The sequence below is a fragment of the Mesorhizobium sp. CA10 genome, assembly GCF_020165285.1.
Classification (GTDB): domain Bacteria; phylum Pseudomonadota; class Alphaproteobacteria; order Rhizobiales; family Rhizobiaceae; genus Mesorhizobium.
Genome location: NZ_JAIUHV010000009.1, coordinates 21583 through 39042 on the forward strand (window position 1 = coordinate 21583; position 17460 = coordinate 39042).

Sequence of the window (17460 nt, forward strand, 5' to 3'; positions counted from 1 at the left end):
TAACCTGCCTCGGTGGGTGGCAAAATCAAGGTCCTCACTTTATAAGGCTGTGCTCAGGCAACCTACTTTTCGAAAATGACGAAAATCACGTTCCACAAAATTGGAGAGGACGACATTCTCCGTATGGTCGCGATGGAAGCGGCAACTTGGGGCTCGTTGGGTGCAACCGAGGCGACAATCCGCCAGCGCCTGTCGCTCGGCCACATCATGATCGCAGCCGTTCAGGAGACAACCATCGCCGGAGCCGTCTGCTTTGTGGAGACCGCTCATGATCCACGCGACAAGGCAACCTTCCCGGCGACGTTTTCCGCTTATTCTTCGTTGACCCGCTCCGTTCCCCCAAATTCTCTTTATGTCTACAATTTGGGTGTACGCCCGGAGTTTCGGGGAACTCCCCTCTCGCGACGGCTATTGGCACATCTTGTTGATTATGGCCGGGAGGCAGGGACGCGCTGGATAGTCGGCGACGGTCGCTGCCCTTCTTATGGCGGAGCTCAAGAAGATTCTCCCGATAAGGTGGAGATAAATGCCGACTTCCGAAGAACGATTGACGAATGGCACCGCACGGGAATCATGCCGTCGGTCGGCCATTTGACACAGGATCCTTTGCTCAACTTCTACCATCGAATCTTGAAATGCGAGTTTCTTCATCTTGCGCCAGCCTTTCTTCCCGCGGACGTTAGCTCTGGCGGGTATCGAGTTATTTTCGCAGTTGACCTCTGTAAATGACTGAGCGTCGAGACCTGTTCGACCCGTTGGCACTCGGCGGCGATCCATTTCCGGCGTTCGCTAGCCGACGCAAGGCCGGCGGAAGCGCTTGGGGGAAGCCGCCATACCCCGAGTTGAACGGGGCTTTGTATGTGTTCAGTCACAAACTCGTTTCCGAGGCCTTGAAACATCCTCTGCTCCTGCAGGCCCCACCAGGCGCATACCAGGAGGTACGGCAGAAGATTACGTCGAGCGACGCGCTCGGTCTTCTAACTCGATCGATGCTGCTGTCGGATCCACCTCGTCACCTGCAACTGCGCCGGCCGTTGTCGGGCCAGATGACCGGTTCGGCCAGCCATAGCATGACCGCAGATCTCCGGCGAGATGCATTGGCGCTGACCCGCCGTAGCCGGCCGACGGTTCGACGCAATCCGAGAACTTGCTATACCGTTTTCGGTGGGCGTGCTGGCTAATATACTTGGAATCGACATCGAGGAACCCTCACGCGTGGCTGATCTCGCGCAACGCATGGCCGATGCGCTGGACATTAGAACGGCCCAGGTCAGTGAGGATGCAAATCAGGCCTGCCGCGAGTTGTCCGAATGGGTATATCACATCCTTCAGACCGGCAGGATTAGCGCGGGCGGCTTGGTTGCTCGCATGCTTTCAGAGGCAGAGCTGGGCAGATGGGAGAGGGATGATGTTGTAGCCAATGTGGTGTTCCTTCTTTTCGCCGGTCAGGCAACAGTGGTGGACACGTTTGGGAATGCGCTCTTCGCGCTGTCCGCATTCCCGAAGCAGTTTGAGCTGTTGGAGAGCCAGACCGTGTCTTGGCAAACCGCAGCCGAAGAACTGCTGCGGTACTGCGCTCCTGTGCACTACGCGGGAGCGCGCATAGCCGCCGAGGACCTGCACTTTGCTGGCCAATTCATCGAGGCCGGTCAAGGTATCGTACCCGTATTGGCCAGCGCCAACAGGGATGAAGCAGTCTTTCCCGCCGGCGACAGCTTGGATTTAAGGTCGCGAGTACCGTCTACTCTCACATTCGGCACCGGCCTGCATATTTGCTTGGGGCAACATGTCGCGAGGCTAGAATTGGCCGCTCTGCTTGAAGCCCTGTCCACGGTCGCCAAGGGCTGGCGACTGGACCTTGAGGCCTGCGTCAGACGGCCATCGATCCTCCTGTTCGGCTTGAAAAGCGCACCAATGCTGACTCGAGCAAGTCCCAGATTGTGACCGGATGTCTGCAGACTCCGACACACGGGGGCTTTCGCCGTGCCCTGGGCGACCAATTGAAGCAACGCTCAATCTTGACTATCGTAATCATGTATTGGTAGGAGCAGCCCTGCCCTGAACCCTTGTTTGATTTTTAAGGACGATGCCTATGAAAATTGCCCTTTCCACGCTTGCCGGCGCTGCGTTGGCGCTCGGCCTGATCGCCGGCCCGGCCAAGGCCGAGGATCAAGGCATTATCGTCTACAATGCCCAGCATGAGAGCCTCGCCAAAGAATGGGCGAAAGGTTTCACCAAGGAAACCGGCATCAAGGTGACGTTGCGCAATGGCGGCGACAGCGACTTCTCCAACCAGATCGTCGCCGAGGGAGCGGCCTCGCCGGCCGACGTGTTCCTGACCGAGAATTCGCCGGCAATGGCGCTGGTCGAGGCCGCCGGCCTGTTCGCGCCCGTCGACGCCGATACGCTGGCGCAGGTTCCGCAGGAATACCAGCCGTCGACTGGCAAATGGGTCGGCGTCGCCGCCCGCAGCACCGTCTTTGTCTATAACAAGGACAAGCTGAAGGAAGACCAGTTGCCGAAGTCGCTGCTCGATCTTGCTGATCCGAGCTGGGAGGGCCGCTGGGCCGCCTCGCCGTCCGGCCCCGACTTCCAGGCCATTGTCAGCGCCCTGCTTGAGCTCAAAGGCGAGGCCGCTACCGCCGACTGGCTGAAGGCGATGAAGGAGAATTTCACCGCCTACAAGGGCAACTCGACGGTGATGAAGGCGGTCAATGCCGGCGAGATCGATGGCGGCGTGATCTACCACTATTACTATTTTGGCGATCAGGCCAAGACCGGCGAGAACAGTGGGAATGTCGGCCTGCACTATTTCAAGAACCAGGACCCGGGCGCCTTCGTTTCGGTGTCGGGCGGCGGCGTGCTGGCTTCCAGCAAGCATCCGAACGAAGCCCAGGCATTTCTGAAGTGGGTGACCGGCAAGGGCGGCCAGGACGTCCTGAAGACCGGAACGTCGTATGAATATGCGATCGGCAAGGATGCCCAATCCAACCCTAAGCTGGTGCCGCTGACTGACCTGCAGGCGCCGAAAGTCGATCCGGCAAGATTGAATTCCAAGAAGGTCATCGACCTGATGACGCAAGCCGGCTTGCTTTAGTTCGCGTTCGTCCTAAAAGGGCAAACGACCGTGCTCCCGCGGGAATTTGCCTTCCGCGGGAGCGTTTTTGTTTGGAGATCGCTTCGTCGATGACAGTCGACTGCGCTTCGACCCGCCTGAGTGGCACATCGGACCGCTTCCGCCGGCAGGCGGAGGCGACCCAGCGGCCTGCCTGATGCAATCGGCGATCGACATGACGCCGGCAAGACTGCCTGCGGCCCGGATGAAGGAGCGCCGGCCCACATCATGGATCACGCTCGCCGCGGCTCTTATCTCGCTCATCGCGCTGCTGCCGCTCGCCTTCATCGTCTGGGTCGCGATCCAGACCGGCTGGGACACCGTGGTGGCGCTGATCTTCCGCCCGCGCGTCGGCGAATTGCTGGTCAACACCGTGCTCCTGGTGGTCGTCACGGTGCCGATCGCCATCGTGCTGTCGGTGGCGCTGGCCTGGCTTACAGAGCGCAGCGACCTGCCCGGCAATCGCTGGTGGTCGTGGCTTTCGGTCGCGCCGCTCGCTATCCCCGCGTTCGTGCACTCCTATGCCTGGATCAGCTTCGTTCCGGGCCTGCATGGGCTGTGGGCCGGCGTGCTGGTCTCCGTAATCGCCTATTTCCCATTCCTTTACCTGCCGATCGCCGCCGCGCTGCGCCGCCTCGATCCGGCGCTGGAGGATGCGGCCGCGGCGCTCGGCCTTGGCCCGTGGCGGGTCTTCGCGCGCGTCGTGCTGCCGCAGCTCAGGCTCGCCATCTGCGGCGGCTCGCTGCTGGTCGGCCTGCATCTCTTGGCCGAATACGGCCTCTATGTCTTCATCCGTTTCGACACCTTCACCACCGCGATCGTCGACCAGTTCCAGTCGACCTTCAACGGTCCGGCGGCCAACATGCTGGCCGCCGTTCTGGTGGTCTGCTGCCTCTTCCTGCTCGCCCTCGAGGTGATGATACGCGGCGAGGAGCGCTATGCCCGCGTCGGTTCCGGCGCCGCGCGCAAGCAGCAGCGCGCTCGCCTCGGCCGCGCCACCCTGCCATGCCTGCTTTTGCCGGCCGGCGTCGCGCTGCTGTCGCTCGGCGTGCCCTTCGTCACGGTCAGCCGCTGGCTGATCGCCGGGGGCACGGAAGTCTGGCGCTGGGACGAGATCGGCCTGGCGCTCGGCCAGACGCTGTTCCTCGCCATCGCCGGCGCGGTGCTTGCAACGGTTGCCGCCATGCCCATGGCCTGGATTTCGATCCGCGCGCCGGGGCCGCTGCAGCGTTTGCTCGAGAGCTGCAACTACATCGTCGGCGCGTTGCCGGGCGTGGTCATCGCGCTGGCGCTGGTGACCATCACCGTGCGCGTCGCGCTGCCGCTCTACCAGACGCTGTTCACCATCCTGTTCGGTTACGCGCTGATGTTCCTGCCGCGCGCGCTGATAAGCCTGCGCGCCTCGATCGCGCAGGCGCCGGTGGAGCTGGAGCGCGCCGCCTCCAGCCTCGGCCGTCCGCCGGTCAAGGCGCTGTGGTCGACGACCATCCGCCTTTCGGCACCGGGCGCCGCGGCCGGCATGGCCATGGTAGCGCTCGGCATCACCAACGAGCTCACCGCCACCCAGATGCTGGCGCCCAACGGCACCCGCACGCTGGCGATGGCATTCTGGTCCTATAGCGGCGAGATCGACTACGCCTCCGCCGCCCCTTACGCGCTGATCATGGTGGCGATGTCATTGCCGATGACCTGGTGGCTCTACATCCAGTCGAAGCGGATGGCCGGACGATGAGCTTTCTCGAACTCAGCGGCGTCGCGAAAAGCTACGGCCCGGTGACGGCGCTCGCCGGCGTCGACCTTGCGGTGGAAAGCGGCAGCCGCACCGCGATCGTCGGGCCTTCCGGCTGCGGCAAGACCACCTTGCTCAGGCTGATCGCCGGTTTCGAGGCGCCGGACCGCGGCCGCATCGCGCTCGACGGCAAGGTGCTCGCCAATGGCGGCGCGGCCGTGCCCGCGCATCGCCGCGGCATCGGCGTGGTGGCCCAGGACGGCGCCCTGTTCCCGCATCTCACCATCGCCGACAATATCGGCTTCGGCATCCCGCGGAATGCCGACAAACGAGCCGAGCATATCGTCGAGCTCGCCTACATCGTCGGGCTGGACAAGGCGATCCTGAAGCGCCGGCCGCACGAGCTTTCCGGCGGCCAGCAGCAGCGCGTGGCGCTTGCCCGCGCCATGGCGATGAAGCCCCGGCTGATGCTGCTTGACGAGCCGTTCTCGGCGCTCGACACCGGGCTTCGCGCTTCGATGCGCAAGGCGGTGGCCGAGCTTCTGGAAGAGGCGGGCATCACCACCATCCTGGTCACGCACGACCAGGCCGAGGCGCTGTCCTTCGCCAGCCAGGTGGCGGTGATGCGCGAAGGGTTGTTCTCGCAGGTCGGCACGCCGCGCGAGCTCTATTTCCAACCCAGGGACAGGATGGTCGCCGAGTTCCTCGGCGACGCCATCATCGTGCCGGCCAGGATCGCGGATGGCTTCGCCGTATCGCGGCTCGGCCGCATCGCCGTCGACACGAAGGGACGGCGCGATGTCGCCCGCATCATGCTGCGGCCCGAGCAGATCCTGCTCAAACGGACCTCGCGCGAAGGCATGTCGGGCACACCCGACATGCTGTTCGGCGAAGTGACGGACTGCGAGTTCGCGGGCTCGGTCTGCACCGTCGCGGTGCGGCTGCTCAACAGCCCGGACCCGCCCGATGCGGCCGCCATCGGCAACACGCCGCTGATCCTGCGCAGGACAGGCATGGACGCGCCGGAGATCGGCGAGATCGTGCGCCTCACCGTTACCGGCAAGGCGCATGTCTTTGCTTAGGTCGGGGTTGAGGCGTGTCGATATTCAGGTTAGGCCGAGCCGAAAACGGCGGGTTTCGAGAACCGGAGCGGAGCGTACTTGAAGTACGTGAGCACCGGAAGCGCAGGAAACCGCCGTTTGCAGGCCGGCCTCACCTGAATGCCGGCATGCCTCAGCGCACGCGCTGCCCAGTTGCAGGCGACCAAAGCGGCCATTGCTCCAGGAAATCAACGCTGTGGATGACCACGCGCTGCCCATCGATCAGGATAATCGAATAGGCGGGCGGCGCCTGCTCGACCACTTCGTCGCCGACCAGGTCGAGCATGAAGCGGGCATGCAGGCCGCGCTGCACCGAGAACGGAATGCCGGCGACGGTGCCGGCGATGTCGCGATGGACATGGCCGAAGAAGATGTAGCGGACATTGCCGTGGCGGGTCAGCACGTCGATGAGCCGCTGCGGCTGTTCGAGGCCGAGCGGGTCGAGCAGAGTGAGGCCAAGCTCGACGGGTGGATGATGCAGGAAAATATAAACGGCCTTGCCTGCCGCCTCGCCAAGCCGTGCGTCGAGCCATGCAAGCCGGTTGTCGCACAACTCGCCGGTGACGCGGCCCTCCGCCATGCTGTCGAGAAAGACGAGGCGCCCTTCCGGCGTGTCGAGCACCGACTGCACGAAGCCGTTGCCGTCCGTCCCGTTATCCGGAAAGGCGGCGATCAGATTGGCGCGCCGGTCATGGTTTCCAGGCAGCAGCTGGTAAGGCACAGTGAGCCGGCTCAGCGCCGATTTCAAATCGGCATAGCTCTCGGCTTCGCCGTCGTCGGCCAGATCGCCGGTGAAGATGCAGAGCGCCGCATCTCCATGCCGAGCATTGATATGATCTATGCAGCGATCGAGCCGCTCGTTCAGATCCGCGCCATAGCGTATCTGGCGCCGACGATCGAGATGGACGTCGGTGACCTGGATGATCTTCATTCCGTGAACCCTCAGATAATTTGCAAAGTCAGCCTTGCAAGGCCCGCCTTACAGCACCGGTTCCGGCACCGAGGCCTTGAACACGTCGAGTCTGCCGCCCGTCTCCGAGGAGAAGAAGTGCAGGTCCGCTTCGGCGAACTGCAGGCCGATCGTGCTGCCCGGTTCGGAGTGGACGATCTCCGACGTCACGACAGAGAACGGCGCGCCGTCGAGATCCACATAGACGACGCGGCCGGCGCCCAATTCCTCGATGAGGTCGACGGTCGCCGCGAGCGCTCCCGGCGTGCCCGGCGCTACCATGCGGACCGCCTCCGGCCGGATGCCGACCGCGACTTTCGAGCCCACAGGAACGCCCGTGCGCGACACGTTGAGCTTGCGGCTGCCGCCGAGCAATGACAGCCCGTCGAGCATGACGGTGCCTTCGAGCATGTTCATCGCCGGCGCGCCGACGAAGGTGGCGACGAAGCGGCTGGCCGGCCGGCTATAGACTTCCGCCGGTGTGCCCACCTGCTCGACACGGCCGCCATTCATCACCACCAGCCGGTCGGCCAGCGTCATCGCCTCGACCTGGTCGTGCGTGACGAAGACGGAAGTGGCGCTGAGGCGCCGGTGCAGCTTGCGGATCTCGGAGCGCATCTGCACACGCAGCTTGGCATCGAGGTTGGAGAGCGGCTCGTCGAACAGGAACACCTTCGGCTCGCGGATCATGGCGCGGCCCATGGCGACGCGCTGGCGCTGGCCGCCGGAGAGCGCCATCGGCTTGCGGTCGAGCAGGTGCTCTAGCTCCAGGACGCGCGCAACCGCCTGGACGCGCTGGGCGCGTTCGGCCGACGGAACACCAGCCACCTTCAGCGAATAGCCGATGTTCTGGGCCACGCTCATATGCGGGTAGAGCGCGTAGTTCTGGAACACCATGGCGCAGCCGCGCTCGCGCGGCTCGAGCTTATTGACCACCGTGCCGTCGATCGCGATCGTGCCGTCGGAAATCTCTTCCAGCCCGGCAATCATTCTAAGCAGCGTGGACTTGCCGCAACCGGACGGCCCGAGGATGACGACGAATTCGCCCGAAGCGAAGTCGAGGTCGACGCCATGCACGACCTGCGTCTGGGCGTAGTTCTTCTTGACGCCCCGAATGGTGATGGAGGCCATTTTCCGTCTCCTTATTTTTCGGTGGCGATCAGGCCGCGCACGAACCAGCGCTGCATCAGCACCACGACGATCAGCGGCGGCAGCATGACGATCAGCGTGCCGGCCATGGCGATATGCCATTCCGGCGCGCCGCCGACATTGGGGATGAGCTGCTTCAGCTCTGTCACCGCCATCGCATGCGACTGGTCGGTGGTGATAAGCAACGGCCACAGATACTGGTTCCAGGCCCACAGGAACATGATGGTGCCGAGCGCCGCCATGTTGTTGCGCGATAGCGGCAGCAGGATATCGACGAAGAAGCGCAGCGCGCCGGCGCCGTCCATGCGCGCCGCTTCGGTCAACTCATCCGGCACGGTCAGGAAGAACTGGCGGTAGAGGAAGGTGCCAGTAGCGGTCGCGACCAGCGGCAGGATCAGGCCGCTATAGGAATTGAGCAGTCCCAGGCTGAGCGAAACCTGCACGCCCGAGACCTTTTCGATCAGCCAGGAGAGGCCGGTCAGGTCCATGATCGCCTGATAGGGCTCGAGCACGTTGGCGACCACCGCGTAGGTCGGCACGATGCGCACCTCGAGCGGCAGCATCAGCGTGATGAAGATCAGCCAGAACATCAGCATGCGGCCGGGATAACGGAAATAGACGATCGAGAAGGCGGTCAGCGCCGAGATGATGACTTTCCCAGCGGCCACGCCAAACGCCATGATGAAGGAGTTGAGCAGCTTCGGACCGAGGTCGGCGGTCGTCCAGGCCGTCCTGATGTTGACCCAGAAATCGCTGCCCGGCAGCAGCGACATCGGCACGTCGTTGACGTCCTTTAGATTATGCGAGGCGGCGATCGCTACGATGACGAACGGCGCCACGCAGAATACGAAGCCGACGAACAGGATCAGATGCGTGAAGAAATTGAGGATCGGGGTGCGCTCGACCATGGCCCGCCTCAACGATAATGCACGCGCCGCTCGATGAAGCGGAACTGGACGATGGTGAGCGCGATGATGAGCAGCATCAGAATGATGCTCTGCGCGGCGGCGCCCGAATAATCGAGGCCTTTGAAGCCGTCGGAATAGATCTTGTAGACCATCAGATTGGTGGCGTTGGCCGGTCCGCCTGCGGTCATGATGTCGACGATGCCGAAGGAATCCTGGAAGCTCTCGGTGATGTTGATGACCAGCAGGAAGAAGATGGTCGGCGTGATCAGCGGAAACTGGATATCCCAGAAGCGCCTGATGACGCCGGAGCCGTCCATCGCCGCCGCCTCGATCAGCGAGCGCGGAATCGCCTGGAAGGCGGCGAGGAAGAAGATGAAATTATAGCCGACATACTTCCACGAGAAGGCGATGATGATCGAGGCCATGGCGTCGGTGCCGTCAAGGCCGGGGTCCCAGAAGCCGGGCCAGACCTGGTTGACCACGGCCATGAAGCCGGCTTCCGGTGCCAGGATGAAGCGAAACGCCAGCGCCAGCGCCGGTGCGGCGATGCCGTAAGGCCAGATCAGCACCACGCGGTAAAGCCATGAGCCGGCAAGCTGGCGGTCGGTCAAGGCGGCGAGAACCAGCGCGATTGTCATCGCAAGTCCCGTGCTGATGCCGGCGAAGATCATGCTGGCGGTGATCGAGTCCCAGTAGCTGGCGTTGGACAGGATCGAGCGGAAATTGTCGAGCCCGACCCAGATATTGCCGCCGCCCCAGGGCTGCTGCAGCGTCAGCGACCAGTACACGGCCTGCCCGGCCGGCCAGTAGAAGAAGGTGAAGATCAGGATTAGCTGCGGCACCGCGAACAGGATGCCGATCGTCCATTTGCTGAAAGTGACGCGTTTTTCCATCGATCCGCCGATGTCGTTGAACCGCCAACCCGCTCGCGCGGCACAAGACTAAGGCATGTCTCCCGAAAGTGGGAACCGGTTTCGGGAGACAAAGACATGCCCAAATCAAAAACCCATATGAAATGGCCGCCCGTCGATGCTCGGCGGGCGGCCGTTCCAGTATCCGGGATCAGGGCAGGGTCTTACCCGGATAGGTCTGCTGGAAGCGCTCGAGGATCGCGTCGCCATTCTTGACCAGCGCGTCGAGGCCTTCCTGTACGCTGACCTTGTTGGCGAAGATCGCCTGCATCTGCGTGCCGAACTCGGCGCGGATCTGGGTGAAGTTGCCGAGGCGGATGCCGCGGGTGATCTCGGTCGGCTCCGACGCGGTCAGGCTGGCGATCGCCACTTCACGTCCCTTATAGGGCGCCTTGTCGTAGAAGCCGTTGGACTTCATGAAATCGAAACCCGACTTCGTCACCGGGATATAGCCGGTGTTGGTCGACCAGAACAAAGCGGTCTTGGGGTCGTGGATGAAGTTGAGGAACGCTGCCGCGCCCTTGTATTCCGCGTCCGACTTGCCCGACAGCACCCACAGCGAAGCGCCGCCGACCAGCGAGTTCTTGCGCTCGGTGCCGGCATAGACCGGCAGCTCGGCGACGTCCCACTTCATGCCTTCCTTCTGGGTGCGGCCGACCGTGCCGTGGTCGCCGACCGAGGTCAGGATGAGCTGGCAGGTGCCGGTGGCGAAGGCCTGCACCATATCCTGGCCAAGATCCTTCGACTTGATCTTGATAAGGCCTGCGTCATACCACTTCTTGAGATCGGTGACGTACTGGACGAACTTGGTCTTGTTAACTTCCAGACGCGCGTCAAGACCGTCATAGCCATTGTTCTTCGTGGCGATCGGCTGGTTGTGCAGCGCCGAGAACTGCTCCATCAGTTGCCAGCTTTCATTGGCCGAGATGTTGATCGCCATCGGGCAATCATAGCCGGCGTCCTTCAGCGCCCTGAGGTCGGCGGCGACGTCTTCCCAGGTCTTCGGCGCCTCGGTCTTGCCGATCTTAGCGAAGGCGTCCTTGTTCCAGTACATCAGCGCCGTCGACGAGTTGAACGGGAAGGACAGCATCTCGCCCTTCGACGTCGCGTAGTAGCGGGCGATGCCTGGGAAATAGTCGCTATAGTCGATCTTGTAACCGTTCTCCTCCATCAGCTTGTCGGCGGGCTTGTAGGCGCCCGACAGCATCATGGTGGCGGTGCCGACGTCATAGACCTGGACGACGGTGGGCTGCTTGCCGGCGCGGAAGGCGGCGATCGTGTTCTGCAGGGTGGCGTCGTAATTGCCCTGGCTGGTGCAGACGACCTGGTAGTCCTTCTGGGATTCGTTGAAGTTCTTGCACAACGTATCGACGACACGGGCGAGATCGCCCGAAAGACCGAACCAGAAGTCGAATTTGACCGGCTCCGCAAAAGCAGGAATCGCAAGCGCGGTGCTGAGCGCGCCGGCGGCAAGGGCGGCAAAGCCCCGCTTGATGATCGTCATGGTTTTTCCCTCTTGAGTGGCAGTGTGACAAGGTTTTGCGCAAGTCCTTGCCCGCTCTCATAGAGAAGGTATGTGACAGTTCTGTTGTGGGCTCGAAGCCCCCGTGGACAGCCAGTCTCTCCTCCCCTGGCAGCGGTCGCGCCGGCATGAAAACGTCACATCGGCGCTCTAGGAAGCTAGGGCGCTGCGAAGCGGCGAAAAGACTTCCGTGATTAACCGGCTAACTGATGAGAAGAGACATGCTGGTCCCGCAGCTCACGCACGTGCCCGTCGCCGCCCGCAACGCGATGCGGGACGGACCGCGCGACAGCGCCACCCATCTGCGCCACGCGGCTGCCGTTCCCGCCCTCGGCGAGATCGAGATCGGCGGCAAGGCGTCGCGCGAGAGCGCCGGCGAAAGCCTGACCGTCATGGCCTGGAACGTCGAGCGGCTGCGTCATGTCGATGCCATCGCTACTACGATCGCCGGCCGGGCGCCGCACGTCGTGCTGCTGTCCGAAGTCGACAAGGGCATGGCGCGCTCCGGCAACGGCCATCTTCTGAGCCGGCTTGCCGATCGTCTAGGCCATTCCTATGCCTATGGCGTCGAGTTCCTCGAACTCGGCACCGGCAATGAGGCGGAGCAAGCGGCAAATGGCGGCGCCGAGAACGTTGAGGGCTTCCATGGCAACGCCATAACCAGCGCCGTCCCGCTGCTGCGGCCTTTCCTCGTTCGGCTGGATGCGGCCGGCGCCTGGTTCCTGCCGGAGCACGGCCAGCCGCGCGTCGGCGGCCGCATGGCGCTTGGCGGCCAGGTGATGGTGGGCGAGCGCCGAGTCACCGTCGTCTCGGTGCATCTCGAGAACCGTACGACGCCTGCCGGCCGTGCCGACCAGACGCGCCACCTCCTCGACGCCATCGACAGGTATGACGCGGAAGCGCCGGTCCTGATCGGCGGCGACTTCAACACGCTGACCGCCACCTATGAAGAGCGTCACGCCGATCCGGCCGCATGGCAGGCGCGCATCGACGCCGAACCGGACCGGCTGATGTGCCCCGACCGCCACGAGCCCCTCTTCGCCGTCATGGCCGGGCGTGGCTACGATTGGCGCGACGCCAATGCGTTCGACAGGCCGACGCAGCGGCGCCCGGCGGGCGACAGAACGCCCACCGGCCATATCGACTGGTTCTTCACCCGCGGCCTTGCGGCACGCGCGCCGGAGACACTGCCGGCGGTGTTGCCGGACGGCAGCCCGAGCGCCGACCACGAGGCGCTGGTGGTTACGGTGCGGGTAAGATAGCGGCCACGATCAGGGCTCGAGCGCCGCTTCCACCAGCCGCTTGGCGTCGGGGCTCGACCATTCGGCCGGGCCGTTCATATGCGCTATCAGGCAGCCTTCGCCGTCGATCAGCATGGTCACGGGAAGCCCGAGCGCCAGGCCGCGCGTCTTCGCCTCGTTGAACAGGGCGATCGTCGAGTCCCGGTAGAAGCCGAGCGTTTCGACGCCGATTTCCTTGAGGAACTTCTTCGGCTTGGTATCGTCGCCGGTGTCGACATTGACCGCGATCACCTCGAAGTCCTTGCCGCCCTTCTCCTTCTGCAGGGCGTCGAGCGCCGGCATCTCGGCGCGGCATGGAGCGCACCATGTCGCCCAGAGATTGAGCAGCACGGTCTTGCCGGCATGGTCGGCAATCGTCATCGGCTTGCCGTCGGGGCCGTTGAAGGCAAGGCTCTTCAGCGATTGCGGCGGATCGGCGGGCTGCAGGGCCGCGACCTGGCCGACGGCCTTGGCGGCGACCTGCTTGGCGCGTGCGGCCTTGGCCGCGCAGGCGGCATCGTCCTTGCCGGCGACCGCGACGGCCTTCTCGGGAGCGTTGTTGCCAGAACCGCTCTCGCTGACATATACCGCGACCGCGCCGGCCAGCACGCCCGCCACCAAAGCGGCGAGGATGAGGCGCGTAGTCGGAAAAAACAATCTCTTGCCGTCTGCCATTTTCAAAACTGCTCCGGAGCACGGGTTATAGCGATGAGCGACAAGAAGGCCAGCAACCAGATGTGGGGCGGACGTTTTGCCTCGGGTCCGGCCGCGATCATGGAAGCGATCAATGCGTCGATCGGCTTCGACCGCAAGCTCTATGCGCAGGACATAAGCGGATCGATCGCCCATAGCGAGATGTTGGCTCAAACGGGCATTATTTCGGCCGCCGATCAAGAAAAAATCGCTCACGGGCTGAACACGATCTTGAAAGAGATCGAGGCCGGCACGTTCGAATTCTCGACCAAGCTGGAAGACATCCACATGAATGTCGAGGCCCGCCTTGCCGACCTGATCGGCCCGCCGGCGGGACGCCTGCACACCGCCCGCTCGCGCAACGACCAGGTGGCGGTCGATCTTCGGCTCTGGGTCAAGCAGGAATGCCAGCGCGTCGCCCAGGCATTGAAGGACCTGATCGCCGCGTTCCTGGAACGCGCCGAGGAGCATGCGGCGACCGTCATGCCCGGCTTCACCCATATGCAGGCGGCGCAGCCGGTGACCTTTGGCCACCATTGCATGGCCTATGTCGAGATGTTCGGCCGCGACCTCTCGCGCGTCCACGACGCCATCGATCGCATGGATGAAAGCCCGTTGGGCGCGGCGGCCCTTGCCGGCACCAGCTTCGGCATCGACCGCCACATGACGGCGAAGGCGCTGGGTTTCCGCGAGCCGACGCGCAATTCGCTGGACAGCGTCTCGGACCGCGATTTCGCGCTCGAATTTCTGAGCCTCGCAGCGATCTGCGCGACGCACCTCTCCAGGCTCGCCGAGGAGATCATCATCTGGTCGACGCCGCAATTCGGCTTCATCCGCCTGTCGGATTCCTTCTCTACCGGCTCCTCGATCATGCCGCAGAAGAAGAACCCGGACGCCGCCGAGCTGGTGCGCGGCAAGACCGGCCGCGTCAACGGCCATCTCGTCGGCCTGCTGACCGTGATGAAGGGCATGCCGCTGACCTATGGCAAGGACATGCAGGAGGACAAGGAAGCGGTCTTCGACGCCGCCGAGACGCTCGACCTGATGCTGGCGGCGACCGCCGGCATGGTGCGCGACATGACCGTCAACGCCGCCGCCATGAAAAAGGCCGCAGGCGCCGGTCACGCCACCGCGACCGATCTTGCCGACTGGCTGGTGCGCAATCTCGGCCTGCCCTTCCGCGAGGCGCATCACGTCACCGGCCGCGCCGTGGCGCTGGCCGAGGAGAAGAAGGTCGGGCTGGAAAAGCTCTCGCTGGACGACCTGCGCTCGATCCATTCGGGCATCACCGACGACATCTTCTCGGTGCTTGCCGTGCAGAATTCGGTCAAGAGCCGCACGAGCTTCGGCGGCACCGCGCCGTCGGAAGTGCGAAAGCAGATCCGCTACTGGAAAAAGCGGCTCGCCAAGGCTTAATGCATGTCGCCCAGAAGTGTGCAGCGGTTCTGGGAAAACGACATGCATCAAAACAAAGATTTAAAGCGCGCCGCGCTTTAAATTGCCGGGATGCAAAGCGCTGAAAACTCAGCTAAAAGCGCAGCACGCAATCAGTTTCGAACGGATGGATCGAATGACCCGTAGCAGGATTTTGGTGACGCTGGCGCTGCTGGCTGCGGTTGTCACCGTCACGGCCTGCGGCAGGAAAACCGGCCTCGACACGCCTTATGAGGCGGCGGAGCAGGCGCGCAAGGATGCCGAACGCGCCAAGCAGCCGGTGCCGCCCGAGCCGGAAAAACCGGTCAAGGACAGGAAATTCATCCTCGACCCCCTGCTCTAGAGCCGGTGAGATCGACCCGGTCCCATCGAGCTTCAACCTTCCGGAACCGAACCCGTGAACCATTTCGACTACCGCGACGGCGTTCTTCATGCCGAGGACGTCGCGATCCCCGACATCGCAGCCGAGGTCGGCACGCCCTTCTATTGCTATTCGACCGCGACGCTGACCCGGCATTTCCGCGTCTTCAAGGAGGCTTTTTCCGGCCTCGACGCACTGGTCTGCTACGCCATGAAGGCGAATTCCAACCAGGCCGTGCTGAGGACGCTGGCCAGGCAGGGCGCAGGCGCCGACGTGGTCTCCGAAGGCGAATTGCGCCGCGCTTTGGCCGCCGGCATCCCGGCCGGCAAGATCCTGTTTTCCGGCGTCGGCAAGACGGCGCGCGAGATGGACTTTGCGCTTTCGGCCGGCATTCTCTGCTTCAACGTCGAATCCGAGCCTGAGCTGGAGCTTTTGTCGGCGCGCGCCGTGGCCCTCGGCAAGGTGGCGCCCATCTCGCTGCGCATCAATCCGGATGTCGATGCCCGGACCCACAAGAAGATCTCGACCGGCAAGGCCGAGAACAAATTCGGCATTCCCTGGCAGCGCGCGCGGCAGGTCTATGCCCGCGCGGCTGAACTGCCCGGGATCAAGGTAACCGGCATCGACACCCATATCGGCAGCCAGATCACCGAATTGCAGCCTTTCGACGATGCCTTCGCATTGCTGGTCGAGCTGGTCGGAGCACTGCGCGCCGACGGGCATGAGATCGAGCATGTCGATCTCGGCGGCGGCCTCGGCATTCCTTACCGCGTCGACAACAGCCCGCCCCCTTTGCCTGACGCCTACGCCGAAATCGTCAGGAAGCACGTCACCAAGCTCGGCCTGAAGGTGATGTTCGAGCCCGGCCGCCTGATCGTCGGCAATGCCGGCATCCTCGTGTCTGAGGTCATCTACGTGAAGGAGGGCGACGCCAAGAACTTCCTCGTCGTTGACGCCGCCATGAACGACCTGATCCGGCCGACGCTCTATGACGCCTTCCACGACATCAGGCCGGTGGTGCAGCCGCCCGCTTCGGCACCGCGTATGAAAGTCGACGTCGTCGGGCCGGTCTGCGAGACCGGCGATTTCATCGGCCTCGACCGCGACCTTCCGAGATTGAAGTCGCGCGACCTGATCGCGGTTTCCACCGCCGGCGCCTATGGCGCGGTGCAGGCCGGCACTTATAACACCAGGCTCCTGGTGCCCGAGGTGCTGGTCGATGGCGACCGTTTTCACGTCGTGCGGCCGCGCCAGACCTATGAGGACCTGATTGGATTGGATTCGGTCCCCGACTGGCTGAAGTAACCGAGCGGCGCGCCTTAAGGAGCTGGCCATGCTGGAAAAAAAGACGATCACGCGCGAACGCATCGCCGGCGTGGAGTCGCGCATCCGGCCCTATGTACGCCACACGCCGGTCATGCGCGTCGACATGGCGGATTTCGACCGGCCCGCCTTTCCGGTCGACCTGAAGCTCGAATGCCTCCAGCATTCCGGCTCGTTCAAGGCGCGCGGCGCCTTCACCAACCTGCTCGAACGCCGAGTGCCCGAAGCCGGCGTGGTCGCCGCGTCCGGCGGCAATCATGGTGCCGCCGTCGCTTACGCCGCCATGAAGCTCGGGCACAAGGCGACCATCTTCGTGCCCGAGGTCAGCCCGCCGGCGAAGCTCGCGCGCATTCGCGGCTACGGCGCCGAGCTGATCGTCGGCGGCGCGCGTTATGCCGAAGCGCTGGCCGCCAGCGAAGACTTCGCGGCCAGAACCGGCGCCCTGCAGATCCACGCCTTCAACCAGGAGGAAACGCTGCTCGGCCAGGGCACGCTCGGCATGGAGATCGAGGCCGACCTGCCTGGGATCGACACGCTGTTGGTCGCGGTCGGCGGCGGCGGCCTGATCGGCGGCATCGCGGCCTGGTTTTCGGGGCGCATCCGCATCGTCGCCATCGAGCCCGAGGGAGCGCCGACGCTTTACCGCGCCCTGGAGGCCGGACAGCCGGTCGATGCGCCGGCCGAGGGCGTTGCCGCCGATTCGCTGGCGCCGAAGCGCGTCGGCGAAATGATGTTTCCGATCGCCGAGGCCTTCGTCGAGCGCTCCATCCTGGTCAGCGACGACGACATCGTCGCGGCGCAGAAGGCGCTGTGGGACCGCGTGCGGATCATCGCCGAGCCGGGTGGCGCCGCCGCCTTCGCCGCCATGCTTTCCGGACGCTATGTGCCCGGAGACGGCGAGCGCGTGGCGGTCCTCGTCTGCGGCTCGAACACGAATCTCGCCAATTTCTGATCATAACCCGGCCAAACCGCTTCACGTTTTTTGG

General features: G+C 63.8%; 16 protein-coding genes. 10 read left to right on the plus strand and 6 right to left on the minus strand.

Annotated elements, in window-relative coordinates:
* Positions 1 to 75: 75 nt before the first annotated feature.
* From LB535_RS19060 to LB535_RS19080, 5 genes are all read left to right on the plus strand, one after another.
* Complete coding sequence (locus LB535_RS19060; RefSeq protein ID WP_224633296.1) at positions 76 to 729, plus strand: GNAT family N-acetyltransferase; 654 nt, start codon at positions 76 to 78, stop codon at positions 727 to 729.
* 486 nt (positions 730 to 1215) lie between these two features.
* A complete protein-coding gene (locus tag LB535_RS19065) occupies positions 1216 to 1944 on the plus strand; it encodes a cytochrome P450 (RefSeq protein WP_224633297.1) in 729 nt (242 codons plus the stop codon).
* Positions 1945 to 2092: 148 nt separating this feature from the next.
* Positions 2093 to 3097, plus strand: coding sequence for an iron ABC transporter substrate-binding protein (locus LB535_RS19070; protein ID WP_224633298.1), 1005 nt, complete (start codon positions 2093 to 2095; stop codon positions 3095 to 3097).
* A gap of 175 nt (positions 3098 to 3272) precedes the next feature.
* Positions 3273 to 4847, plus strand: coding sequence for an ABC transporter permease (locus LB535_RS19075; protein ID WP_224633299.1), 1575 nt, complete (start codon positions 3273 to 3275; stop codon positions 4845 to 4847).
* Positions 4844 to 5926: an ABC transporter ATP-binding protein gene (locus LB535_RS19080; protein ID WP_095767486.1), complete on the plus strand. Its 1083-nt coding sequence runs from the start codon at positions 4844 to 4846 to the stop codon at positions 5924 to 5926. Before LB535_RS19075 ends, LB535_RS19080 begins: the two co-directional genes overlap by 4 nt.
* A 151-nt stretch (positions 5927 to 6077) precedes the next feature.
* Here the strand turns inward: LB535_RS19080 and LB535_RS19085 are convergent, their stop codons facing one another.
* The 5 genes from LB535_RS19085 to LB535_RS19105 form a co-directional block, all read right to left on the minus strand.
* Positions 6078 to 6875 (minus strand): phosphodiesterase, encoded by a 798-nt coding sequence (locus LB535_RS19085; RefSeq protein WP_224609503.1) that lies wholly within the window; start codon positions 6873 to 6875, stop codon positions 6078 to 6080.
* A gap of 48 nt (positions 6876 to 6923) precedes the next feature.
* Positions 6924 to 8024 carry a sn-glycerol-3-phosphate ABC transporter ATP-binding protein UgpC gene (ugpC, locus tag LB535_RS19090; protein WP_224633300.1) on the minus strand — a complete coding sequence of 367 codons (1101 nt, stop codon included), beginning with the start codon at positions 8022 to 8024 and terminating at the stop codon, positions 6924 to 6926.
* Positions 8025 to 8035: 11 nt separating this feature from the next.
* Positions 8036 to 8950, minus strand: coding sequence for an ABC transporter permease subunit (locus LB535_RS19095; RefSeq protein WP_095767483.1), 915 nt, complete (start codon positions 8948 to 8950; stop codon positions 8036 to 8038).
* A gap of 8 nt (positions 8951 to 8958) precedes the next feature.
* Entirely contained in the window at positions 8959 to 9843 is an 885-nt protein-coding gene (locus LB535_RS19100; protein ID WP_140542592.1) for an ABC transporter permease subunit, read from the minus strand.
* Positions 9844 to 10012: 169 nt separating this feature from the next.
* On the minus strand, positions 10013 to 11365 hold the full coding sequence (locus LB535_RS19105) for an extracellular solute-binding protein (protein WP_224633301.1): 1353 nt from the start codon (positions 11363 to 11365) through the stop codon (positions 10013 to 10015).
* Positions 11366 to 11604: 239 nt separating this feature from the next.
* On the opposite strand from LB535_RS19105, the gene LB535_RS19110 reads away from it, so the two are divergent.
* A complete protein-coding gene (locus LB535_RS19110; RefSeq protein WP_224633302.1) occupies positions 11605 to 12645 on the plus strand; it encodes an endonuclease/exonuclease/phosphatase family protein in 1041 nt (346 codons plus the stop codon).
* Between the two features lie 9 nt (positions 12646 to 12654).
* Here LB535_RS19110 and tlpA read toward each other — a convergent pair whose 3' ends face one another.
* Positions 12655 to 13338: a thiol:disulfide interchange protein TlpA gene (gene tlpA, locus LB535_RS19115; protein WP_224633303.1), complete on the minus strand. Its 684-nt coding sequence runs from the start codon at positions 13336 to 13338 to the stop codon at positions 12655 to 12657.
* Positions 13339 to 13371: 33 nt separating this feature from the next.
* On the opposite strand from tlpA, the gene argH reads away from it, so the two are divergent.
* The 4 genes from argH (at position 13372) to LB535_RS19135 (ending at position 17426) form a co-directional block, all read left to right on the plus strand.
* Positions 13372 to 14772 carry an argininosuccinate lyase gene (argH, locus tag LB535_RS19120; RefSeq protein WP_224633304.1) on the plus strand — a complete coding sequence of 467 codons (1401 nt, stop codon included), beginning with the start codon at positions 13372 to 13374 and terminating at the stop codon, positions 14770 to 14772.
* A 154-nt stretch (positions 14773 to 14926) separates the two neighbouring features.
* Entirely contained in the window at positions 14927 to 15133 is a 207-nt protein-coding gene (locus tag LB535_RS19125) for a lipoprotein (protein WP_095767477.1), read from the plus strand.
* 54 nt (positions 15134 to 15187) lie between these two features.
* Positions 15188 to 16456 carry a diaminopimelate decarboxylase gene (gene lysA, locus LB535_RS19130; RefSeq protein WP_224633305.1) on the plus strand — a complete coding sequence of 423 codons (1269 nt, stop codon included), beginning with the start codon at positions 15188 to 15190 and terminating at the stop codon, positions 16454 to 16456.
* A gap of 28 nt (positions 16457 to 16484) precedes the next feature.
* Positions 16485 to 17426, plus strand: a complete 942-nt coding sequence (locus LB535_RS19135; protein ID WP_224633306.1) for a threonine/serine dehydratase — start codon at positions 16485 to 16487, stop codon at positions 17424 to 17426.
* Positions 17427 to 17460 lie beyond the last annotated feature (34 nt).